The organism is Roseburia sp. 1XD42-69 (assembly GCF_003612565.1).
Classification (GTDB): Bacteria; Bacillota; Clostridia; order Lachnospirales; family Lachnospiraceae; genus Roseburia_B.
Map to the genome: position 1 here is coordinate 15,027 of NZ_RAZG01000043.1, position 19,875 is coordinate 34,901.

The 19,875-nt window shown below is 36.8% G+C and carries 19 protein-coding genes, 2 tRNA genes and 2 pseudogenes; 20 read left to right on the plus strand and 3 right to left on the minus strand.

Annotated features, from left to right (window positions below; genetic code table 11):
• Positions 1-246: 246 nt before the first annotated feature.
• The 12 genes and pseudogenes from D7Y06_RS26030 (at position 247) to D7Y06_RS16800 (ending at position 11,157) form a co-directional block, all read left to right on the plus strand.
• A tRNA-OTHER gene (locus D7Y06_RS26030) sits at positions 247-310 on the plus strand.
• Between the two features lie 369 nt (positions 311-679).
• On the plus strand, positions 680-1,789 hold the full coding sequence (locus tag D7Y06_RS16755) for a slipin family protein (RefSeq protein WP_120408893.1): 1,110 nt from the start codon (positions 680-682) through the stop codon (positions 1,787-1,789).
• A 103-nt stretch (positions 1,790-1,892) separates the two neighbouring features.
• Positions 1,893-2,417: a hypothetical protein gene (locus tag D7Y06_RS16760; protein ID WP_120408894.1), complete on the plus strand. Its 525-nt coding sequence runs from the start codon at positions 1,893-1,895 to the stop codon at positions 2,415-2,417.
• Between the two features lie 18 nt (positions 2,418-2,435).
• Complete coding sequence (locus D7Y06_RS16765) at positions 2,436-3,086, plus strand: response regulator transcription factor (protein WP_120408895.1); 651 nt, start codon at positions 2,436-2,438, stop codon at positions 3,084-3,086.
• Entirely contained in the window at positions 3,083-4,216 is a 1,134-nt protein-coding gene (locus D7Y06_RS16770; protein WP_120408896.1) for a sensor histidine kinase, read from the plus strand. Before D7Y06_RS16765 ends, D7Y06_RS16770 begins: the two co-directional genes overlap by 4 nt.
• A gap of 123 nt (positions 4,217-4,339) precedes the next feature.
• Positions 4,340-4,410, plus strand: a tRNA-Cys gene (locus D7Y06_RS16775).
• 68 nt (positions 4,411-4,478) lie between these two features.
• Positions 4,479-4,739, plus strand: coding sequence for a DUF4321 domain-containing protein (locus tag D7Y06_RS16780; RefSeq protein WP_120408897.1), 261 nt, complete (start codon positions 4,479-4,481; stop codon positions 4,737-4,739).
• Between the two features lie 188 nt (positions 4,740-4,927).
• Positions 4,928-5,101 (plus strand): hypothetical protein, encoded by a 174-nt coding sequence (locus tag D7Y06_RS26035; RefSeq protein WP_158591396.1) that lies wholly within the window; start codon positions 4,928-4,930, stop codon positions 5,099-5,101.
• A gap of 411 nt (positions 5,102-5,512) precedes the next feature.
• Positions 5,513-6,193: a helix-turn-helix domain-containing protein gene (locus D7Y06_RS16785; protein ID WP_120408898.1), complete on the plus strand. Its 681-nt coding sequence runs from the start codon at positions 5,513-5,515 to the stop codon at positions 6,191-6,193.
• Positions 6,181-8,342: pseudogene (locus D7Y06_RS16790) on the plus strand (beta-mannosidase). Before D7Y06_RS16785 ends, D7Y06_RS16790 begins: the two are co-directional and overlap by 13 nt.
• Positions 8,343-8,481: 139 nt before the next feature.
• Positions 8,482-9,549 (plus strand): mannonate dehydratase, encoded by a 1,068-nt coding sequence (gene uxuA / locus D7Y06_RS16795; protein ID WP_120408910.1) that lies wholly within the window; start codon positions 8,482-8,484, stop codon positions 9,547-9,549.
• Positions 9,550-11,157, plus strand: a complete 1,608-nt coding sequence (locus tag D7Y06_RS16800) for a mannitol dehydrogenase family protein (RefSeq protein WP_120408900.1) — start codon at positions 9,550-9,552, stop codon at positions 11,155-11,157. It begins immediately after the preceding gene.
• 66 nt (positions 11,158-11,223) lie between these two features.
• Here D7Y06_RS16800 and D7Y06_RS27225 read toward each other — a convergent pair whose 3' ends face one another.
• A complete protein-coding gene (locus D7Y06_RS27225; RefSeq protein ID WP_243119367.1) occupies positions 11,224-11,637 on the minus strand; it encodes a DUF4190 domain-containing protein in 414 nt (137 codons plus the stop codon).
• Between the two features lie 188 nt (positions 11,638-11,825).
• Here D7Y06_RS27225 and D7Y06_RS16810 point away from each other — a divergent pair.
• Together D7Y06_RS16810 and D7Y06_RS16815 are read left to right on the plus strand one after the other, a co-directional pair.
• Positions 11,826-12,317, plus strand: a pseudogene (locus D7Y06_RS16810) (AAA family ATPase); the annotation flags it as partial.
• 109 nt (positions 12,318-12,426) lie between these two features.
• Positions 12,427-12,675 (plus strand): cysteine-rich small domain-containing protein, encoded by a 249-nt coding sequence (locus tag D7Y06_RS16815; RefSeq protein WP_120408902.1) that lies wholly within the window; start codon positions 12,427-12,429, stop codon positions 12,673-12,675.
• A gap of 283 nt (positions 12,676-12,958) precedes the next feature.
• Here the strand turns inward: D7Y06_RS16815 and D7Y06_RS26580 are convergent, their stop codons facing one another.
• Positions 12,959-13,102 (minus strand): hypothetical protein, encoded by a 144-nt coding sequence (locus tag D7Y06_RS26580; protein WP_199714739.1) that lies wholly within the window; start codon positions 13,100-13,102, stop codon positions 12,959-12,961.
• A 203-nt stretch (positions 13,103-13,305) separates the two neighbouring features.
• On the opposite strand from D7Y06_RS26580, the gene D7Y06_RS16825 reads away from it, so the two are divergent.
• The 3 genes from D7Y06_RS16825 (at position 13,306) to D7Y06_RS16835 (ending at position 15,665) form a co-directional block, all read left to right on the plus strand.
• On the plus strand, positions 13,306-13,581 hold the full coding sequence (locus D7Y06_RS16825) for an AbrB/MazE/SpoVT family DNA-binding domain-containing protein (protein ID WP_120408903.1): 276 nt from the start codon (positions 13,306-13,308) through the stop codon (positions 13,579-13,581).
• Positions 13,582-13,842: 261 nt separating this feature from the next.
• Positions 13,843-14,757, plus strand: coding sequence for a hypothetical protein (locus D7Y06_RS16830; RefSeq protein WP_120408904.1), 915 nt, complete (start codon positions 13,843-13,845; stop codon positions 14,755-14,757).
• The gene (locus tag D7Y06_RS16835; RefSeq protein ID WP_120408905.1) at positions 14,727-15,665 is read left to right on the plus strand and encodes a helix-turn-helix domain-containing protein; all 939 of its coding nucleotides are present in this window, start codon (positions 14,727-14,729) and stop codon (positions 15,663-15,665) included. Before D7Y06_RS16830 ends, D7Y06_RS16835 begins: the two co-directional genes overlap by 31 nt.
• A gap of 6 nt (positions 15,666-15,671) precedes the next feature.
• Here D7Y06_RS16835 and D7Y06_RS26045 read toward each other — a convergent pair whose 3' ends face one another.
• Positions 15,672-15,821: a hypothetical protein gene (locus tag D7Y06_RS26045; protein WP_158591397.1), complete on the minus strand. Its 150-nt coding sequence runs from the start codon at positions 15,819-15,821 to the stop codon at positions 15,672-15,674.
• 355 nt (positions 15,822-16,176) lie between these two features.
• Between D7Y06_RS26045 and D7Y06_RS16840 the strand changes: the two genes are divergently transcribed.
• From D7Y06_RS16840 to D7Y06_RS16850, 3 genes are all read left to right on the plus strand, one after another.
• Positions 16,177-17,550 (plus strand): radical SAM/SPASM domain-containing protein, encoded by a 1,374-nt coding sequence (locus D7Y06_RS16840; protein ID WP_120408906.1) that lies wholly within the window; start codon positions 16,177-16,179, stop codon positions 17,548-17,550.
• The gene (locus tag D7Y06_RS16845; RefSeq protein ID WP_158591398.1) at positions 17,540-18,697 is read left to right on the plus strand and encodes an MFS transporter; all 1,158 of its coding nucleotides are present in this window, start codon (positions 17,540-17,542) and stop codon (positions 18,695-18,697) included. Before D7Y06_RS16840 ends, D7Y06_RS16845 begins: the two co-directional genes overlap by 11 nt.
• A gap of 430 nt (positions 18,698-19,127) precedes the next feature.
• On the plus strand, positions 19,128-19,592 hold the full coding sequence (locus D7Y06_RS16850) for a COG2426 family protein (protein ID WP_120408907.1): 465 nt from the start codon (positions 19,128-19,130) through the stop codon (positions 19,590-19,592).
• The last annotated feature ends 283 nt before the right edge of the window (positions 19,593-19,875 follow it).

The window sequence follows — 19,875 nt, forward strand, 5'->3', positions numbered from 1 at the left end:
GCAAGCAATGAGGAAAATAGCCATGCTTGCATGGATATTTGACGAATGCTGCGAGGGTCAAATACTACGCATAGTAAATTTTATGCCCCGTCAACTTTCTGCGGGGTATTTGACATATGCACGGGTATTGGAAGTAACTTCCTGCCCGGCGGTGCCTGCAGCGTGCTGTATGGTATACCATAAATATTTCACCATACTTAACAATAGTTAAGAAAATGTGATACGAGGGTTCGAATCCCTCCCGTGAAAACGGTAGCTAAGCGGTGAAAGCGCACATATTGTATTGTTGAGGGTTCGAGTCCCTCCCGTGTAAACGGTAACTCAAATGGATAGAGTATACAACAAATGGCAAGGCAGAATGCCTGCGGTTCGACTCCGCAACTGGGAATGCTTTTCTCCTTCATCCCACAAAAAATCTGAGAAATTGCCGATAACATTATGGCTTTCTCTGAGCTTTCGGCAGATGTACACAGATTTGCCGAAGAAAAATGTAAATTGGCCTCCCGCCTGGAGTCCGGGGATACCGAAGGCAGAAAGAAGAAACAACGGTTATAAAAGATGATAACACGTCCTTTCTTCCTACTGTCTCCTTAACCAGGCTTCCGCAGCAGGCTGATGGATGAAGGATAAAAGTATAAAGAAAATTATAAATTAGTATAGATAATAGGAGGAAGTTTGTATGAAGTATACAATTAAGGATAATCAGGCAGGTTTTGTGTTAAAGGATGGAATTTTTAAGAAAATGATTACAGCGGGAACCTATCACTTTTCTAAAACTTTGGGTTATGAGGTGGAGATTGAGGAGATGACAGGGGAGCTTGACTATATAGACGTGCCTTACCAGGTACTTTCTAAGGATAAAGAGTTTTTAAATGCCACGGTGCATATGGAAATACCGGACGGCTCTGTGGGATTTCTCTATGTAAATGGAAAACTGACATCATTTGCAGGGAGGAAGGAGTATACATATTGGAATGTGTTCGACAAATATGAAATAAAGGTTATTTCTATGGAAGAGACACTGATGGGAGAGGAAGTGAATAAGCAGATGGTTTCTCTGATTCCCAAAAATCTTTATAAGGAAATGCTGGTGGGAGAAGGGGAGGCGGGGCTTGTCTATTATGATAATGTGCTGCAAAAGCAGCTTTCAAAGGGAATTTACCGTTTTTGGAATTTTTCCCATACTGTCTCCTACCGTGTATTTGATATGAAGCAGAGAGAGCTTGATATTGTAGGGCAGGAAATTTTGACAAAGGATAAAATTGGAATCCGTATGAATGTGGCCTGTATGTTTAAAGTCAGGGACGCAGTGGAGTTTGCGGAAAAGATTTCTGATTTAAAGGGGCAGCTTTACTCTGCAGTACAGCTTTCCATCCGGGAAATTGTGGGAAATTACAAGCTGGATGAGATTTTGGAATTAAAGGAAAAGATTTCCGGGGAGATTTTTGGGGCGCTGAAAGGGAAAGAGGATATGTTCTGTGTGAACTTTCTTACGGCAGGCATTAAGGATATTATCCTGCCAGGTGAAATCAGGGATATTATGAATTCTGTCCTTGTGGCGGAAAAGACAGCACAGGCAAATGTGATTTCCAGGAGGGAGGAGGTGGCTTCCACCAGGTCTCTTCTCAATACGGCAAAGCTAATGGATGAAAATACTACGTTGTATAAGTTAAAGGAACTTGAGTATTTGGAGAGAATCTGTGGGAAAGTGGGAGAGATATCTGTAAATGGAAATGCGGGGATTGTGGAACAGCTGGGAAAAATTATGGGATTTGGGCAGGCGGTATGATTTTATGATATAATTTGGAAAGGAAACTTTTTCTTGAAACAACTTTGAAATATACTTCTGCTACCATAGGATTATCCAAAAAGCAGATAAAGGAGGTTTCAATATGAAACAGAACAAAAAAATGAAAAGTGTTTTTACAGTAGTAGGGCTTGTGGTGGCGTTATCCGTTATCTTTTGCCTGGGAAGTATGGTGATGACAAAAAAGCTGGAGCTTCATGCGGAAAATGTTGTCAATGAGGAGTTGGTAAAGGATACAGAAAGTGAGGGGACAAATTCCAGAGAATATACCTATATTTTCTCAGCTCAGGAGAATAGTTCTGACAGGGATGAAATCGTGGCAAGCGATGGTTTCCTTCAAACCAGCCAGGAATTTGCTGAGGAGCTCTTGAAAGAATACGGGGAATGCTCTCTTTTGGATGAAAATGCCGAGGAGCATTTTGGAGACAGTTCCCTGGAAAATATGATGAACGATACAAATGCAACAGGCTGCGCAAAGGATGTTATTACTAAAGTCTGCCAGGAGAATAATATTGATGTTAATTCCGCAAAAATAAAAGATTTGACAAAAGAGCAGATTATGAAAATAGATGGAGAAGTATTCCTAAATTCTGACCATCCCATTGAATGAAACCGGAGAATAATAAGTATGGCAAGAATATTAATTGTGGAAGATGACAGAGCAATCAGCGGGTTAATGGTAAGAACTTTAACGGTAAACGGCCACCAGTGTCTCACTGCCTTTCGGGGCAGTGAGGCAGTTTCTGTTTTTGAAAAGCAGAGTGTTGATTTGGTTTTGCTGGACATTAATCTGCCGGATTTGGATGGATTTTCTGTTGCAAAAAAGCTGAAAGGGGTTCCCATTATCTATGTTACCGCCAGAGGGGAAATCAGTGACAGAATTCGGGGGCTTGACAGCGGCGGGGAAGATTATATTGTGAAACCTTTTCATATTCAGGAGCTGGTTTCCAGGGTAAATGTTATTTTGCGCCGATATAATAAGAAAGACATTTTTTGTTTAGGAAGGGTAAAAGCGGATTTGCAGAGTGGAAAAGTTTTTTTGAATGAAGAAGAAATTGTTTTGACAAAAAGGGAATTTGAACTTCTAAAGATGCTGATTTTAAATAAGAATATCACCCTTACCAGGGAACAGCTTTTAAACGGGGCCTGGGAGTGGGATTACGATGGGGATGAGAGAACGGTTGACATTCATATCCAAAGGCTGAGAAAAAAATTGAACTGGGAAAGTTATATTAAAACCATATATAAAACTGGTTACCGGTTGGAGGTTATGCTGTGAAAATTTGGGAAAAAAACTATTTGCTGACAGTAACTTTGCTTTTATGTTTATTATATGGAAGCATATTTTTTATACAACAGTATTCGTTTCGCATAAATCTGGAAAAATACTGTGAAAATTCTTTATTGAATGAAGGCAGAATAGAGTATGTAATTTCATTTTTTATGGAGGAAAAGGGAAGCCAGAGGTTAAAATGGTATGCCAAAAGCCTGGAAAAACAAAATATTTATCTGGAAATCAGAGATAATAATGAGATTTTGGCGGATACGCTGCCTGTCCGCCAGAATGAAGATTTGGAAAGCGGATTTCACATTATCAGAAACAAACATAAAATTTATGCCTGCATAGGAAATTCCTGCAGTAATTTATCCTGTGAAAATGTTTCTGTAAGTTATTTGGAGGATATCAGTGATTTGTACAGTGTTTTCAGAAAACAGGCAGCGGTTCTTTTATTTTTTGCAGCCTTTACGTCTCTGTTTCTCTCCGGAACCTTATATCTTGCCATGAAAAAAATTTATGCCCCGGTAAATAATATTGCCCATGAGCTGCGGACACCTTTGACCGCAATCCAGGGATATGCCCAATATATGATGCTTGGAAATATCAGCGGGGAAGATAGGGAATTTGCATGTAAGGAAATTGAGAAAGAGGCCGGATATATGAATATGTTAATTGAAAACCTGCTGATCATGGGAAATTTAAGGGACGGCCGGATATTGATGAAGCGTGTGGAGTCAGATTTTATTGTGAAAGAAATGGAACAGAATTTTCCTTTTCTTCAATGTAAAAAGGAAACGGAATATCTCTATGGGGATGGGACATTGCTTTTTTCCCTTCTTAAAAATCTGGTTTCTAATACCTGCAGGCAGGGGGAGAATGTCAGTCTGGTGCTTGAGGAAAATCTGATTACAATATTGAATAAAGACGACTCTTTGGATGAAGAAATGCTGAAAATATTAAACAGCGGGCGTTTGATACCCAGGGAAAAAATAAAAGGAAAGGGGCTTGGAGTTTCTTTGTGCCGGGAAATTGTAAAAATGCATCACGGAAAATTGGTATATGAAAACGTGCCTGAGGAGGGACTTAAAATTCGGGTTTTTCTGTGGCAGGGAGGAAATCATTTTATATGATTGTGTTATAAATTGCAAAAAAATGCTTGCATTATGAATAAATCTGTGATAATATTAATATACTGTTGGTAAGGAAACAGAAAATCATAGGATTTTAGGTTTAAGTCCGGGAAAGTGATTTACGGCGACATAGCCAAGTGGTAAGGCGTGGGTCTGCAACACCCTGATCATCGGTTCAAATCCGATTGTCGCCTTAGAAGAGGTTTAAACGTAGGTTTAAATCTCTTTTTTCATTTGAAGAGGTGCAGCAGGAGGAGTTTGTATGAGTGCAGTGAGCGGAAAAAATAATTGGGCATTATTTTTGCTATTGTTGGCAGGAATTGTGTTGGGAGGGTTTATCGGTGAACTTACTTCCGGTATTTCCGGGCTGAGCTGGCTTAGTTATGGAAAAAGTTTTGGATTTCAAAATCCCATTGTTTTAGATTTGGGCATACTTGTTTTGACATTTGGCCTTTCTATTAAAATTACTATTGCAAGTATTGTAGGGGTTTTGGTGGCAATTTTCATTTATCGTTTATTATAAAATAAATTGAATTTATTATATCTGTATCTGCTGCAGGGTTCCCCGCAGCAGGACATCATATCTTTTCGTTCACAGTTTTTCATTTTTTATAATTCCCTTTTGGTTATTGATTTGTAAAAAATTTGTTTAGATTGAAAAAATTTTTATATGATAGTATACTAAAAACAGCAGGAAGAAAGGATTATTAGATGGCAAAAAATACTAAAGATTTAAAACCGGATATTGTATTGAAAAATTACTGGAGAGATAATGTACAGTTTGCTGATTTTTTTAATGCAGTACTATTTCAGGGTAATAATGTGCTGAAACCGGAAGATTTGGAAGATGAATACCTGTCAAGGATGAAAAAAACAGATAAATGAATACCTGTTATTACTGTGGTAGTGTATTATGGTGAAAAGCATGGGACGGGGCTGTTTCCCTGAATGAAATATTAAGTATTTCGGAAGGGTTAAAACCCTTTGTGAACAATTATAAGATATCTCTTGTGGAAGCAAGGCGGAATAATCTTATATTACATAATAAAAATAATATGGATTTATTTAATTTGCTGGAAATTCTTTTGGATGAAAATAAGTCACTGAAAGATAAGAGAAGGAAGAACGGAAGGCATACAGGCATTAATTGAAAGTTTTCAGGAACTGGAGATTCATTATGAAAAATCCCAGAACCACATAATGATAAAATTTTCTGTCTCTAAATAATGCAAAAAAATATATGGATAAGTATTGGAAATAAGTTATTTTTATAAATTATGCGGAAGGAGGATTTATATGTCCTTTGGAGAAAACTTAAAGCAGTTCCGGCTTAAAAGTCATTTTACCCAGGAACAGCTTGCGGAAAAATTTCAAGTGACCCGCCAAACGGTTTCCAAATGGGAATTAAACCAGGTGATGCCGGAAACAGGGAAATTGGTGGAAATCGCAGAGTATTTTGGGGTTTCTTTAGATGAGATGGTGTTTGGGAGGACGGATAAGGAAGAAATTCTTCTCTCTGAGTTAAATTCTGCAAAAAAAGAAGAAGAGGATATAAAATCTCATGATTACGGGTTTTTGAAAAATATTATAGGCATGGGAATTATTACGGTATTTCTTTTATATGGATTTAATCTAAATTCCGGCCATTGGACAATTTTTAATTTGATAGATGTCAGTTTTATTGTTATTTTGCTTATTACTCTGGGAGTAGGGATGTTTTTTAAACAATTCCGGGAAAATTATCTGAACTGGGCTGCCGCTGTTTCTGTGGCTGCAGGTCTTGGATTTTCTTTATTTTACACAATTAACTATATAAATATGGGGGTGCTGCAGGATGCATGGAACATTGCAATTATCCCTTTTTATTATGGAATTTTGATCGCGCTCTTACTAAATTTAAAGCAAAATCACAGTGCAGTCCTTAAAGAACTCTGCAAAAAATTAAAGAGGAAGATTTTATTACTATGGAGAAAGTAAATTTAAACGGGGTATGGGATTTAAAACAAATTGGTGGGGAAAGGGAATATCGGGCAAAGATTCCCGGTTCCGTTCTCTCCGGGCTATTGGAGGAAAAAGCCATACCAAATCCATATTATGGAAGAAATGAATATCAGGTGCGGGATTTATTTTGGAATGATTATGAGTTTTCCAGAAAATTTCAAGTGGATAAAAGTTTGCTGGACAAGGAACAAGTGGAACTGGTTTGTCTTGGGATTGATACTATAGCAGATATTTATATTAACAATAGCATGGTTTTCCATGTGGAAAATATGCACCGGACATGGAGAATACCGGTAAAAGAGTATCTCCTGGAAGGAAATAATGAAATTAGAATTGTTTTTCCTTCTATATTAAAGTATATGGAATCTTATAAATATGAGGAGAATAAAGAAGTTACCTGCGTGCCCTGCGGCTGTATGATGGGAAACCACCTTGTGCGGAAAGCACATTCAATGTTTGGGTGGGATTGGGGCCCGCAGCTTCCGGATGCCGGAATTTTCAGGGACATTTATTTTGAAGGTTTTACAGGAAGAAGGATTTTTGAAGTCAGGCTGCATCAGCATCATGAAAATGACAGGGTAAAATTAAATGCTGTGGCAGAGTTTACCCATGCTTCTAAGGGACAGGAAGAACAGCAGGTTTTGGTAAGTGTAAGAGATACCGGGACTGGGGAGATTTTACAAGAGAAAAAAAGTGTTTTAGAAGATAAGGTAACGTGGGAAGGAGAATTCCTTATTGAAAATCCGAAATTATGGTGGCCCAACGGATACGGAGAACAGCCTTTGTACGAGGTTTCAGTGTGCCTTTTGGATGATAAGGGAACTGTTTTGGAGGAAGAGAAAAAGACAGTCGGTTTGCGCACAATGGAAATCAGCCGGGAAAAAGACCAATGGGGCCGGGAGTTTGCTTTTGTGGTAAACGGGTTAAAAATTTTTGCAATGGGGGGAGATTATATTCCTGAGGACTGTGTGTATTCCCATATTACAAAAGAACGTCAGGAATATTTGCTGGACTCTGCCTGCCGTGCCCATTTTAACTGCATCAGGGTATGGGGAGGGGGATATTATCCCTCTGACGATTTTTATGAGATGTGTGACAGGAAAGGCATTATTGTGTGGCAGGATTTGATGTTTGCCTGCAATGTGTATGATGTGACAGATGCCTTTCTGGAAAATTGCAGGCAGGAAATTGTTGATAATGTAAAAAGGCTTCGCCATCACCCATCTTTAGGTTTATGGTGCGGCAATAATGAAATAGAGTCAGGATGGAATCACTGGGAATCATTTCAGGAGCAAACCATGTATTTAAGGGCAGACTATATTAAACTTTTTGAACACATGATTCCTGATGTAATGAAAAAAACAGACCCGGATACCTTTTTCTGGCCCTCTTCTCCCTCAGCGGGAGGATGTTTTGCAAACACGGATGATGAAAACGACGGGGACGCCCACTATTGGGATGTGTGGCATGCGCCCTCCTGGTCTTCCGTAGATTATTTTGGAAGATGGAAGGCCCTGCAGTATATGGCCTGCAGATTTTTCGCACCTGTGACAGCAAGCATTATTACAGAGAACCATAAAGTATGTCTTTATATAGAGAATGAGACTGAAAATAAAGTCTTTTGGCAGGGAGAAATTCTGTTAAAAAATATGGATATGGAAGTTATCCATAAGGTAACAGCCCAGAGCAGCACCGGGGACTTTCGTTCTGAAAAAGTTCTGGAGATGGGATTGGAAGAGATGAATCGGTTAAAACTGCCGGACCGGGAAGAAAATCTGTTTTTTGAGGGAAGAGTTACTTTTGAGGACAACAGGACAATAAAAAATATTGAGACTCCCGTGCCCTTTAAATATCTTCAGATGAAGCCCGCAGATATTAAGGCGGAAGTTTATGATTTGGAAGATGGTTATGAAATCCGTCTATTTTCCCAGGTGTTTGCAGCTTTTGTGGAATTGGATTTTGAAGATGCGGATGTAATTTTTCCGATAATTATTTTCATTTAACAGACAAAGAGCCCTATTCTGTATTTTTACGAAATAAAGACATAATAAATGGAGAGTTTAAGGGTGCATCGGAGGTAAAAGACAGATTAATGATCCGTTCTCTGAGAGATACCTATCAATAGTTTTTGTTTAAACCGCAATTTTTGCAATATATACAACAAATCACCCAATGTATTTTTTTGGAAAGATTATCTATACTAATACTAGCAAAAAAATGTGTTCAAAAGACATTTGAAAAAAGGAGAAAGGTTGGTATTTATTATGGAGATGACATTGAGATGGTACGGTTCTAAATTTGACACGGTTACATTAAAACAGATCCGCCAGATTCCAGGGGTTACGGGGGTTATCACCACATTATATGATACGGCTCCGGGGGAGGTCTGGAGCAGGGAGAGAATCCGGGCTATGAAAGAAGAAGTGGAGGCAGCAGGGCTTCATGTAGCCGGGATTGAAAGCGTAAATATCCATGATGCAATTAAGACGGGGGCGCCAGAGAGGGATAAGTACATTGACAATTATATAGAAACTCTGGAAAATCTTGGAAAAGAAGATTTGCATCTGGTTTGTTACAATTTTATGCCGGTATTTGACTGGACAAGGACGGAGCTTGCAAGAATGCGTCCCGACGGTTCCACGGTGCTGGCCTACACCCAGGAGGCAGTGGACGCCCTTGACCCGGAAAAAATGTTTGAGTCCATAGCAGGGGATATGAACGGAACCGTTATGCCGGGCTGGGAGCCGGAACGTATGGAGCACGTAAAAGAGCTTTTTGAGATGTATAAAGAAGTGGATGATGAAAAGCTTTTTGAAAACCTGAAATATTTTCTGGAAAAAATTATGCCTGTTTGTGACAAATATGATATCAATATGGCTATTCACCCGGACGACCCTGCATGGAGCGTATTTGGGCTGCCCAGAATTATTATCAATAAGAAGAATATTCTCCGCATGATGGAGATGGTGGATAATCCCCACAACGGCGTTACTTTCTGTTCCGGCTCTTACGGGACAAATCTGGAAAATGATTTGCCGGATATGATTCGCTCTTTAAAGGGAAGGATTCATTTTGCCCATGTGAGGAATCTGAAATTCAATTCTCCCACAGATTTTGAGGAGGCGGCTCATCTTTCTTCTGACGGAACCTTTGATATGTATGAGATTATGAAAGCTCTCTATGAAATCGGCTTTACCGGGCCCATCCGTCCGGACCATGGCAGGATGATTTGGGATGAAGTGGCTATGCCAGGTTATGGTTTATACGACAGGGCTTTAGGAGCCACATACTTAAACGGACTTTGGGAAGCCATTGTAAAGGGGGCAAAATAAATGAAATTAAATGCAGAGGGATTAAAAGACAGAGAACAGTGGGCTTTGGCAGGATACAGCCTTCCGGAATTTGACAGGGAAAAGGTGAAAAAAGCCACAGAGGAAAATCCTTTTTGGATTCATTTTGGGTCGGGAAATCTTTTCCGCGCCTTTCAGGCTAACGTGGTACAAAATTTGCTTAATCAGGGCGTGATTGACAGAGGGCTTGTGGTTGCGGAAGGGTATGACTATGAAATTGTGGAGAAAATGAACCGACCCCATGACGATTATTCTATCCTTGTCACCTTAAAAGCTGACGGCACTGTGGAAAAAACAGTGGTTGGCTCTGTAATGGAATCCATCGCCCTGGATTCGGAAAATGAGGCGGAATATAACAGGTTAAAAGAAATATTCAGCAAGGATTCACTGCAGATAGCATCATTTACTATAACAGAAAAGGGTTACAGCCTTTTGGACGGAAAAGGCGTAATGATTCCTTCTGTAGAGGAGGATTTGAAAAATGGGCCGAAGAAGCCTGTAAGTTATATCGGTAAAGTGGCATCCCTTTTATACAGCCGCTTTCAGGCAGGGAAAAAGCCCATTGCCATGGTGAGCATGGATAATTGTTCCCACAACGGAGACAAACTTTACAATGCCATCCACGCCTTTGCGGAAAAATGGGAAGAACAGGGACTTGTGGATCAGGGACTTAAGGATTATGTGAATGACAAGACAAAAGTATCTTTCCCCTGGACTATGATTGATAAGATTACCCCAAGACCGGACACTTCTGTGGAAGAAATTTTAAAAAAGGACGGGGTGGAAGGTTTAGAGCCTGTCATTACCTCCAAAAATACTTATGTTGCCCCTTTTGTAAATGCAGAGGAATGTGAGTATCTGGTAATTGAGGATGTATTTCCTAACGGAAGGCCGGAACTTGAAAAAGGCGGCCTGATGTTTACAGACCGTGAGACTGTGAATAAAGTGGAAAAAATGAAAGTCTGCACCTGCTTAAATCCGCTGCACACTACTTTGGCAGTTTTTGGATGTCTTTTGGGCCATAAGCTGATTTCCGCTGAGATGAAGGATGACGTTTTAAAGAAGCTGGTGGAAGAAATCGGTTATACGGAAGGCCTTCCTGTGGTGGTAAACCCTGGAATTTTAGACCCGAAAGATTTTATAGATACGGTGTTGAACGTCCGTTTCCCAAATCCTTTTATGCCGGATACCCCTCAGCGGATTGCCACGGATACCTCCCAGAAGCTTGCAATTCGTTTTGGGGAAACCATAAAAGCTTATCAGGCATCCCATAAGTTAAATGTCAATGATTTAAAGAAAATTCCTCTTGTTTTCGCAGGATGGCTCCGTTACCTTATGGGAGTGGATGATGAGGGAAATACGTTTACTTTAAGCCCGGACCCTCTTTTGGATGTGGTATGCCCTTATGTGAAGGATATGAAACTGGGAGATAAGGTAGATGCGGCATCTTTAAAACCTGTTTTGGAAAATGCAAAGATTTTTGGTGTAAACCTTTACGAAGCCGGTCTGGCTGAGTTGGTTTGTGATTATTTTGCACAGATGTGCGCCGGGAAAGGTGCGGTGCGGAAAACATTAGAGAAATATTTGTAAAAGTGATAAAGGAAAGATATTGAGCAGGATATCTAGTGGATATCCTGCTTTTTCCAAAGAGAAAATTTAAGAAAAAAATTGCATATAAGCGGTTGCTGACATTACCGCACCCAACACTGAATTGATCAGAGTCAGCAGCAATGTAATGGAACACATAATGATACCGGCAATTGCCATTCCTCTGCCGCCTTTCTTCATTCCCTTTATTCCCAGTATAAGTCCTACAATGGTCACCGGATATCCTGCGATGGGAAGGCACCATGCAATAAATCCAACAATTCCAAGTACCATGGAAGCAATGGACATCCCTTTCTCTTCTTCTTTCACAGGATTCTGATAAGCATATACGCTGCCCTGATTGAGGTTACTATTCTGGTTATACTGTCCGGCGGCGTCATTCGATATCAGAGAAACTCCACATTCCGGACAGGATACCTTGTCGTCGTCATATTCTTTATTACAATTCGGACATTTTTTCATTTTCATTCCTCCTAATGTAATTTTCCAATATAAAATATTTTACATGATATGCTTCCAAAAGTCTACAAAAAATCCCATAAATGAAAGATGTCTGATTTAAAAGAAACTCATTGATTTTTTTACATATTTGGGTATACTAAAGATAAAAGGCTGGTATAAGCAGAATGTACAGGGGGAGTATTCTATTGGAATTTATTTTTCTCATAGATGAGTGGGATTGTGTGATGCGGGAGCGGCAGCAGTCAGAGGATTTGCACAAACGATACCTTGATTTTTTACAAAATTTATTAAAAGACCAGCCATATGTGGCAATGGCTTACATGACAGAGATTCTTCCGGTAAAAAAATACGGACAGCACTCAGCACTGAATATGTTCAGGGAATATTCTATGACAAATCAAAAAATATTGGAAGAATTTACTGGTTTTACAGAGGAGGAAGTAAAAGAGCTGTGCCGGCGTTTTGAGATGGATTTTGAGGAAGTCAGCAATTGGTATGATGGATATATGTTTAAAAAATTCAGGCATATTTATAATCCAAAATCTGTAGTAGAGGCAATGAACTGTCAGGATTTGGAAAATTACTGGACTTCCACAGAAACTTATGAAGCGCTGAAAATCTATATGGATATGGACTTTGACGGGCTTCGTTTTGATATTGCACAGATGATTGGCGGCGGCTGGCAGGAGGTTATGCAAATACTGAAGGTATCAGAAAAACTCCTTGAGGATACCCCATAGCTGTGTGATTGAGAAGATAGAAAAATAAAAGGATTTCCCAGGAGGATATATGGAAAACAGCCATAAATATTTTAAAAATCAGGACTGCAAATATTTTCCCTGCCATAAGGGGATGCAGGGGGAGGAGTTTAACTGTCTGTTTTGCTACTGCCCTATGAACCGATATGAAGATTGTCCTGGAAATCCGGTTTTTCGGGAATCGGGAGGGAGAAGGATCAAAGACTGCAGCAACTGCACTTTTCCCCATGAGCCGGAAAATTATGAGAAGGTTTTGGAGTTTTTGAGGGAGAGGTTGTAACACAGTGGTAATGTATAAGATTTATTTGTCGTTATAGTGTCCTTTGCATTGAATTACAACAATACATTCATTAATAATGAAATAAACAAGCTTATCTTTTTATCCTGCACTGCCAATAAAGGTATTCATCCCATGTATCCTCAGCAAAAGTATTTTTACTCACGTTCCATAGCCTCTAATTCTTCCATAGTTTTTACGATTATCTGTCCGTTTTTTACTTGCTGATTTGCCTTTTTTAATTGTTTTATGTTGATATCGGAGTAAAAAGGATCCAAAGGGGCAGCTATGTCAAATGGGATTCGACGTTCCCGTAAAGCTTTTTTTCATAAATCATAAAGAAAGTAGTGAGGTTCATTCCCATCTCATCACACATTTCATCCAGTTGTTTTTTCAGTTCATCATCAAATCTAAGACTTACAGTAGTCATTTTAACACTTCCTTTCTACTATTTTTATCATACTTCTGAATAGAGAAAATTACAAGAATTATTCTGCTGCCAGGGTAAACTTAAAAACTGTTATTTCATTTGATTTTTCTTCGGCAGCCACATATAATGTAAGTAGGGAAATCCCTACTTACATTATATGCTTATTGAACTGCTAATGTTTAATAAGATTGGAGGTGAAAGGTATGTTGGCAAATGTTTTTGTTGACAATGCAAAGGTCATGGCAAAAGGACAGGTTACGATACCAAAAGATGTCCGTGAAGTGCTTGGCGTAACAAGCGGAGACCATATTTCTTTTATTGTGGAGGGTAGTACTGTCCGTATCGTTAATTCAGCTGTCTATGCCATGCAGATGCTCCAAGGGGAAATGGCAGGCGAAGCAGAGCGGGTGGGTCTCACATCTGACGATGATGTTATGGAGCTTGTAGAAGAACTGAGAAATGAGGACGAAAATGCATGAGGATTCTGATTGATACGAATGTCCTTATATCTGCGGCATTGGATAAATTTCTTTCAATGGCCTTATTGTCACTGGAATCAGGTTTGAAGAATCCGATGATTATGACGCCGGCTGAATTTCTCAATATGGATTAAAATGAGAAATAATGGTGGTATTATTCCGCTTTTTTGACAAATGATTGAAGCAATCCATGGGGTGTGATACTATAAAATTACCTGCAGACACATTTCAGATAAAAAATTTGAAAGGACAAGCGGAGAAATGATACATGAAAATACCTTTGGAGAATTAATGGAAAGCAACAGAAAAGTAAAAAATGTCAAAAGGACAAAACTGTGCAGAGGATTATGCTCCATTATGGCATTATCACGGTATGAAAATGATGAGCGGATGCCGGAAAAGATAATGGCGGATTCGCTTTTGGAGAGATTGGGGATTTTTCCGTATCAGTTTGAGTTTGTGTTGTCGGACGAGGAGTACCGCCAGATTATGCTGCGGAAAGAAATAGAAAATGCCATCTGGGAGGATGATATTGAGATGGCAAAAGACAGTCTTGGTCATTATAAGGACAGCATAAAAAGCTGCCATTCACTTCATATGCAGTATGTTTTGCTAAAAGAAGGGGAAATTTCTAAAAAAGAGGGAAATCTGAGCCTGGCAGTAAAGAAATTTAAAGAAGCGATGCAGTGCACGGAAATGGAAGAAGCCTTAAAGGAAAGTGAAGGCGGTATCCTTTTAACAAATACTGAGACAGAGCTTATTTTTCAGATGGCGGAATGTCTGTACCTTACAGGGGAAAAACAGAAGTCTAATGAAATGTTTCATATATTAAAGAAATATATGGAAGAATTTTCCTGGGACAATGAAAAACGGGTGATGTATTATCCCCATATCCTATACCGCATGTCTGACATTGCCTGTCAGAATTCAGATTTTGAAGGGGCGGAGGAAATGCTGTTAAAGGCCAGGGAAGAAATGATTCGGGAGTATCAGTTGTGGGATTTATATGAGATTATGTCTCTTTTGAAAGATGTAAGGGAGAAAATGGGGAAAGAATTTACCCAGGAAGACAGTAATTTTATGACTGCATTAAAAATTATAAACATGAGCCATAGGGGAGAATTGACGGAGGAGGGAATTGAACTATGGCAGAGTACAGTAAATCAGCAATTATAAAATATACACGCCTTGCAAAAAACATGACCCAGGAAGAACTCTCCCAGTTTATCTGTGAGCCGGCTACCCTTTCCCGGTATGAAAACGGCCAGATAAATCCTACAAATGATAAGTTTACACAGCTTATGCAAAGGATGGGTGAGACGGGGGAACTTTATACTTTTCCAGTTCAGTGTGAAACAGTGGATTTGCAGGAAAAGATGAAAAAACTGCTTTATGCCATTGACAGGCAGGATTGGAATATGGCTGAGAAAATATTGGAAGATATAAAAAATAAACATCATATGTCAATGGAATATCCCGAAAACCGTCAGTATGCAGGCCGGGTTGAAACTATTTTGAAATTTCGGAGAAATGAAATTTCAAGAGAAACGGCAATTAAAGAATTGGAACATCTGCTTGAACTTACAATTGATAATTATGAAAAATTTTTAAGTTTAGAATTTTTTCAGATATCCGAAACAGAGATGATGATACTTTATAATATAGCAACTTATTTGGGTATTATGGGTGAAATTGAAAAAGCAGAGTTTATTTTTCGAAATATAAGAAGATATTTTCAGGGAAAATATGTTATCTGTGATGACAGGCCAAGATATTTAATAAATACAAATTACTCCAATTTACTTGGTTTAAATGGCAGGTATGATGAAAGTATACAGATATGCTTAGAAGAGATAAGATGGTTGATAAAGAAAAACAAAGCAAATTGCCTGTTTAATTTATATTTTAATATCGGATGGAATATAGTTAAGAAAATAGAGAAGAGTTTAGAACCGAAAGAAAAAATGGAACAGGCAAAGTACTATGTCTGGCTTGCATATCAGTTGGCGAAATTTTATCCTGAGTATGATAAATATTCAAAAGATATTTTGGAATTTTATCATGGGATTAGTTCGTTGAAATGATAATGATTAATTATGTTCTTCTAAAATGCAATATAATTGCACTCTATCATTTAAAACAGGATGTTCGATGGTTCTGCCGCCTAAAAATTGTTTGAAGTTAAAAATATTTAATAATAACGTGAGAACAAGAATGTTTTTTAATATTTTTTTATGCATATCGCACCTCCTTTATATATGGAAATTGTAATATTAGCTTAGTGAAAAGCCCATGACGTATTCGGTTAGTAGAAATATAACCGGATACGTCATGGGTTTTTGCTGAAATTGTGGTAAATTATTTGTGTACAAAAGAAACAGGCGAATTTAGAAATAATTGTTCGTTTGTTATTAGGAAGGAGATGAAAAGAATGCAGGCATTAAACAACAATAATGTATCCGCTACAAGCGAACGTGGATTATGTGCATACGCTAATAAGTAGGATAAAGCACAAAAAAGAAGTCTTAAGCTAAAAATAGTTTAAGACTTCTTTGCTGTAAAAATTTCAGATAAAAATGAGAGGTAATAAATTTTATGTATCTTATTAATGAGTTAGAAATCGTAAAAATAAGTGACCAGGAATCAATCATTGTTAATCTTATAAATGGGAATGCGGATTTAGTAAATTGTGAAATTGTAAATAAAATCCAGCAAAAAGATATAGAAAACATAGATAATCAGACAAAATATCAATTAATAGAGCGAAAGTATGCTTTTGAAAATGAGGAAAAATATTTTAAATTTATAAAGAGCTTTAATAATAAATTAATTGATGAATCTAATAAGGAGGAACCAAATTTTATCTACATACCAACTTTTGAATGTAATCTTAATTGTTATTATTGCTTTGAGAAAGCATATAAAAAAAATTCTGATTCTTTCTTGAATCTAAATAATAATATTGAGGAATTATTTAAAGTGATAGATTCTATAATTAGTAAATTGGAGCAAAATTACCAATGTGTTTTTGATAGAAAAAATATTCCAATGTTGTTAACAGGAGGGGAACCGTTACTTTGTGAAAATCAGGGTATAATTGAAAAAATTTTTAAAAATTGCAATATTAGGGAGTTTCCTGTATCAATTGTTACTAATGGTACAACTATAGATTCTTATTTAGAAACTTTCAGGAAATATTCTATCGAAAATATTCAGATAACTTTAGATGGTGGAAAAACTATTCATGATGATATAAGGATTACCCATGAAGGTCTAGGGACATATGATGTTATTGTAAAAAATTTACAGAGTATTAAGGAGTATATTAAAAATATTTCTGTCCGAATAAATATAACGGAAAAAAATATTAAATCAATAAAAGAACTGGGTGACATTATTAAGAAAAATTCAGATGTAGAATTTTATGTATATATTATGCAGCAGGAAGGTTGTTATGATTTTGAAAATGTAATAGATGAATTGGAAGCATTAAAATATTTGTATGAATTAAAATCCCAGGATGATACGTTAGAAAACTTGTATATTGCATACCATGGTTGCAAAATTGTTGATGGTATTCTGGGAAAAAAGAATTTTTCTCCTAAGATTAAAATGTGCAGTGCAATGCGAAATCAATATATAATTGATAATAATGGTGGGGTCTATAAATGTTGGTGGGGAATGGGTAATAAAGATTATTTAGTGGGAAAAATAAAAGATCAAAATGTAGAAATTGATGACAAATTGGTTTCATATTATCACGATCGAACAATATTTAATCTTGAAAAATGTAGAAATTGCAAATATAGATATCTTTGTGGCGGAGGATGTAGCGGACGTCTTACAAGAGAAAATTTAAAAAAAGGGGAAGTAGTTTGTCCAGACTTTTCTGGTATATTAAATTTTGTTTTACCGAAAGAAATACAAAAATTAAGAAATGGAAAAGGAGTATATGAAAATGAAAACTAAAAAAAATATAAAATTTTATATGCTATTTGTATTTTTTTCTAATTTAAATATAATGTCTTCCTTTCTTTCGCTTTATTTATCAGATATTGGTTTGTCGCTTTCTTTAGTTTCTAGTGTTTTTCTTTTGTATCAGGCAACTAAATTTTTATTAGAAGTTCCTACTGGTTATGTAGCAGATCGTTATGGCCGAAAATTTAGTGGAATTTTAGGAATGATATTAATGATTTTATCATATTTACTGCTTTTGACAATGAATAATCAAGCTATTACTGCATACATATTTGTCTTTATACAAGCGCTTGGATATACATTTATTAGTGGTTCAGTAGAATCTTTGTTTGTCGATAGTATAGACAATGAATTGCTAGTTCATTGGAATGCAGTGGAACGAATCATTTTCTATTTTGCGTTGGCTCTTTCTTCTGTTATGGGAGGTATTGTTATTCATAATTTAGGATATTCGTTAGCGATTTGTATCGATATTTTTGCTCTTTTTGTTACAACCTGTACTATTTTATTAATGAAAGAAAAAAAGACTGAAAATATAAGTCCTAAAAAAGAAAAAGGGCAAAGATATAAATTGCCTGTTAATCAACGAAATATTTTATTTGCTTTATATTTAATCGATTTTGCAAAAGCATTTTCCTATGTAGGAGTGCAGGATTTATATGCACTTTATTTACAGCAATTTGGATTAACTTCAAATATTATTGGTATTATAATTGCCTTTCAGTTTGTTATTTCGTCTTTATTTGGCTTATTAACTCCAAATTTGCAAAAATACATGAGGAACGAAACGTTATTGTACGTGCTTCCTGCAATTCAGGTAATTATAACCATTCCTGCTTATGCCCTAAACATAAATGTATGGATTGTTCCATTTTTATATATTTTACAAAGTATTATATTTAGTCTCTATGCCCCTGTGAAGTATCAATTATTTCAGAAAAATCTTGATACATCTTTTCGGGCAAGAGCCCTTTCTTTCCAAAGTATTATGATATCAATGGGTTCTATTTTATTCTATGGATTTAGTAGTATTGCAGGACGATACTTAGCCTTATCACATACAGTAACAATAGCCTTGGTTATTACATTATTGCTGATATTAGTTTCATCTGGCATATTAAGTAAAAGTGATTTTTAGAAAAATACATTTTCCAAGTAAAAATTGTTACTTTTTATAAAGACATGATGTGATTCGGTTACATTTTCAGTAACCGAATACATCATGGTTTTTTATTCAGACTGTGCTAATATGATAAATTACTAAAGAGGAGGCTGCATAATGATAGTTATAAAAATTTCAAAAAATAAGATTACAATTCTTTCTGTTCCGGTATTCTATTGGATTAGATTTTAATTTATTAGATAAATATTATATATCGATACATTTCTTTGCTTGTAATATAAAGCATCCCATGCTATAATAATGACAGAGCATAACATCTTTCTATTTTTCTAATTTTTCCCAAAAACATTTAAAAGTCAGAAAACCAATGCTTGAAATCCAATACAAAGCAGGAAATTCTGAGCATTTTCTGTACAATATAACTGAAGAGAAGGAGTAAAATCTAATGAAAAATTACTTAATAGTATTTTTAGTTTCTATGCTGCCCCTTATTGAACTTAGAGTTGCAGTACCATTAGGGATTGGAATGGGGCTTCAAGTTTTGCCGGTATATATTATCAGCATTATGGGAAATATGCTGCCTGTTCCAATTATTTTCTTTTTTGCACGTAAAATATTAATTTGGGGAAAAGATAAGGCTTTCATCGGTAAATTTTTTACTTTTTGTCTTGAAAAAGGAGAAAACGCTGGTATAAAATTACAGGAAAAGGCAGGTAGAGGAATGTTTTTTGCAATATTATTGTTTGTAGGCATTCCAGTACCAGGAACTGGTGCATGGACGGGTACATTAGCGGCTAGTATCCTTGATTTAGACTTTAAAACAAGCGTATTGGCCTGCGCATTGGGAGTTCTGATGGCAGGAATCATAATGGGTGTAGCAAGTATGGGAATATTTGGAGCTTTATATTAAAAGGTTATTTACAAAATTACTAATATTAGAAAGTGCTTTGTATCTTATTTTATTTTCTATTTTTTAAAGTTATAAAGTTGTGTCAGCAAATTAATAAGAGTAGACTCTTATTTCTGTTTGGGTGCCTGAGATTACAATTGTAACTTTATTTGGGGACGATCCCTATTGTCCTATTATACAAAAAGGAATCGATTATGAAAAATATGTTTAAATAGTGTCTGCTGATTAACAAAAATACAGCCTAAAACTATTGATTTTACTGCATTCTTCCGGCATGTATGGT

Excerpts from the sequence above, each read along its gene's own strand:
- D7Y06_RS16765 (WP_120408895.1), top strand. The coding sequence starts at position 2,436 with ATGGCAAGAATATTAATTGTGGAAGATGACAGAGCAATCAGCGGGTTA.
- D7Y06_RS16800 (WP_120408900.1), top strand. The coding sequence starts at position 9,550 with ATGAAATTAAATGCAGAGGGATTAAAAGACAGAGAACAGTGGGCTTTG.
- D7Y06_RS16760 (WP_120408894.1), top strand. The coding sequence starts at position 1,893 with ATGAAACAGAACAAAAAAATGAAAAGTGTTTTTACAGTAGTAGGGCTT.
- D7Y06_RS16845 (WP_158591398.1), top strand. The coding sequence starts at position 17,540 with ATGAAAACTAAAAAAAATATAAAATTTTATATGCTATTTGTATTTTTT.
- D7Y06_RS16785 (WP_120408898.1), top strand. The coding sequence starts at position 5,513 with ATGTCCTTTGGAGAAAACTTAAAGCAGTTCCGGCTTAAAAGTCATTTT.
- D7Y06_RS16840 (WP_120408906.1), top strand. The coding sequence starts at position 16,177 with ATGTATCTTATTAATGAGTTAGAAATCGTAAAAATAAGTGACCAGGAA.
- D7Y06_RS16830 (WP_120408904.1), top strand. The coding sequence starts at position 13,843 with ATGATACATGAAAATACCTTTGGAGAATTAATGGAAAGCAACAGAAAA.
- D7Y06_RS26045 (WP_158591397.1), bottom strand. The coding sequence starts at position 15,821 with ATGCATAAAAAAATATTAAAAAACATTCTTGTTCTCACGTTATTATTA.
- D7Y06_RS16850 (WP_120408907.1), top strand. The coding sequence starts at position 19,128 with ATGAAAAATTACTTAATAGTATTTTTAGTTTCTATGCTGCCCCTTATT.
- D7Y06_RS16755 (WP_120408893.1), top strand. The coding sequence starts at position 680 with ATGAAGTATACAATTAAGGATAATCAGGCAGGTTTTGTGTTAAAGGAT.
- D7Y06_RS27225 (WP_243119367.1), bottom strand. The coding sequence starts at position 11,637 with ATGAAAAAATGTCCGAATTGTAATAAAGAATATGACGACGACAAGGTA.
- D7Y06_RS16780 (WP_120408897.1), top strand. The coding sequence starts at position 4,479 with ATGAGTGCAGTGAGCGGAAAAAATAATTGGGCATTATTTTTGCTATTG.
- D7Y06_RS16835 (WP_120408905.1), top strand. The coding sequence starts at position 14,727 with ATGGCAGAGTACAGTAAATCAGCAATTATAAAATATACACGCCTTGCA.
- D7Y06_RS26580 (WP_199714739.1), bottom strand. The coding sequence starts at position 13,102 with ATGACTACTGTAAGTCTTAGATTTGATGATGAACTGAAAAAACAACTG.
- D7Y06_RS26035 (WP_158591396.1), top strand. The coding sequence starts at position 4,928 with ATGGCAAAAAATACTAAAGATTTAAAACCGGATATTGTATTGAAAAAT.
- D7Y06_RS16815 (WP_120408902.1), top strand. The coding sequence starts at position 12,427 with ATGGAAAACAGCCATAAATATTTTAAAAATCAGGACTGCAAATATTTT.
- uxuA (WP_120408910.1), top strand. The coding sequence starts at position 8,482 with ATGGAGATGACATTGAGATGGTACGGTTCTAAATTTGACACGGTTACA.
- D7Y06_RS16825 (WP_120408903.1), top strand. The coding sequence starts at position 13,306 with ATGTTGGCAAATGTTTTTGTTGACAATGCAAAGGTCATGGCAAAAGGA.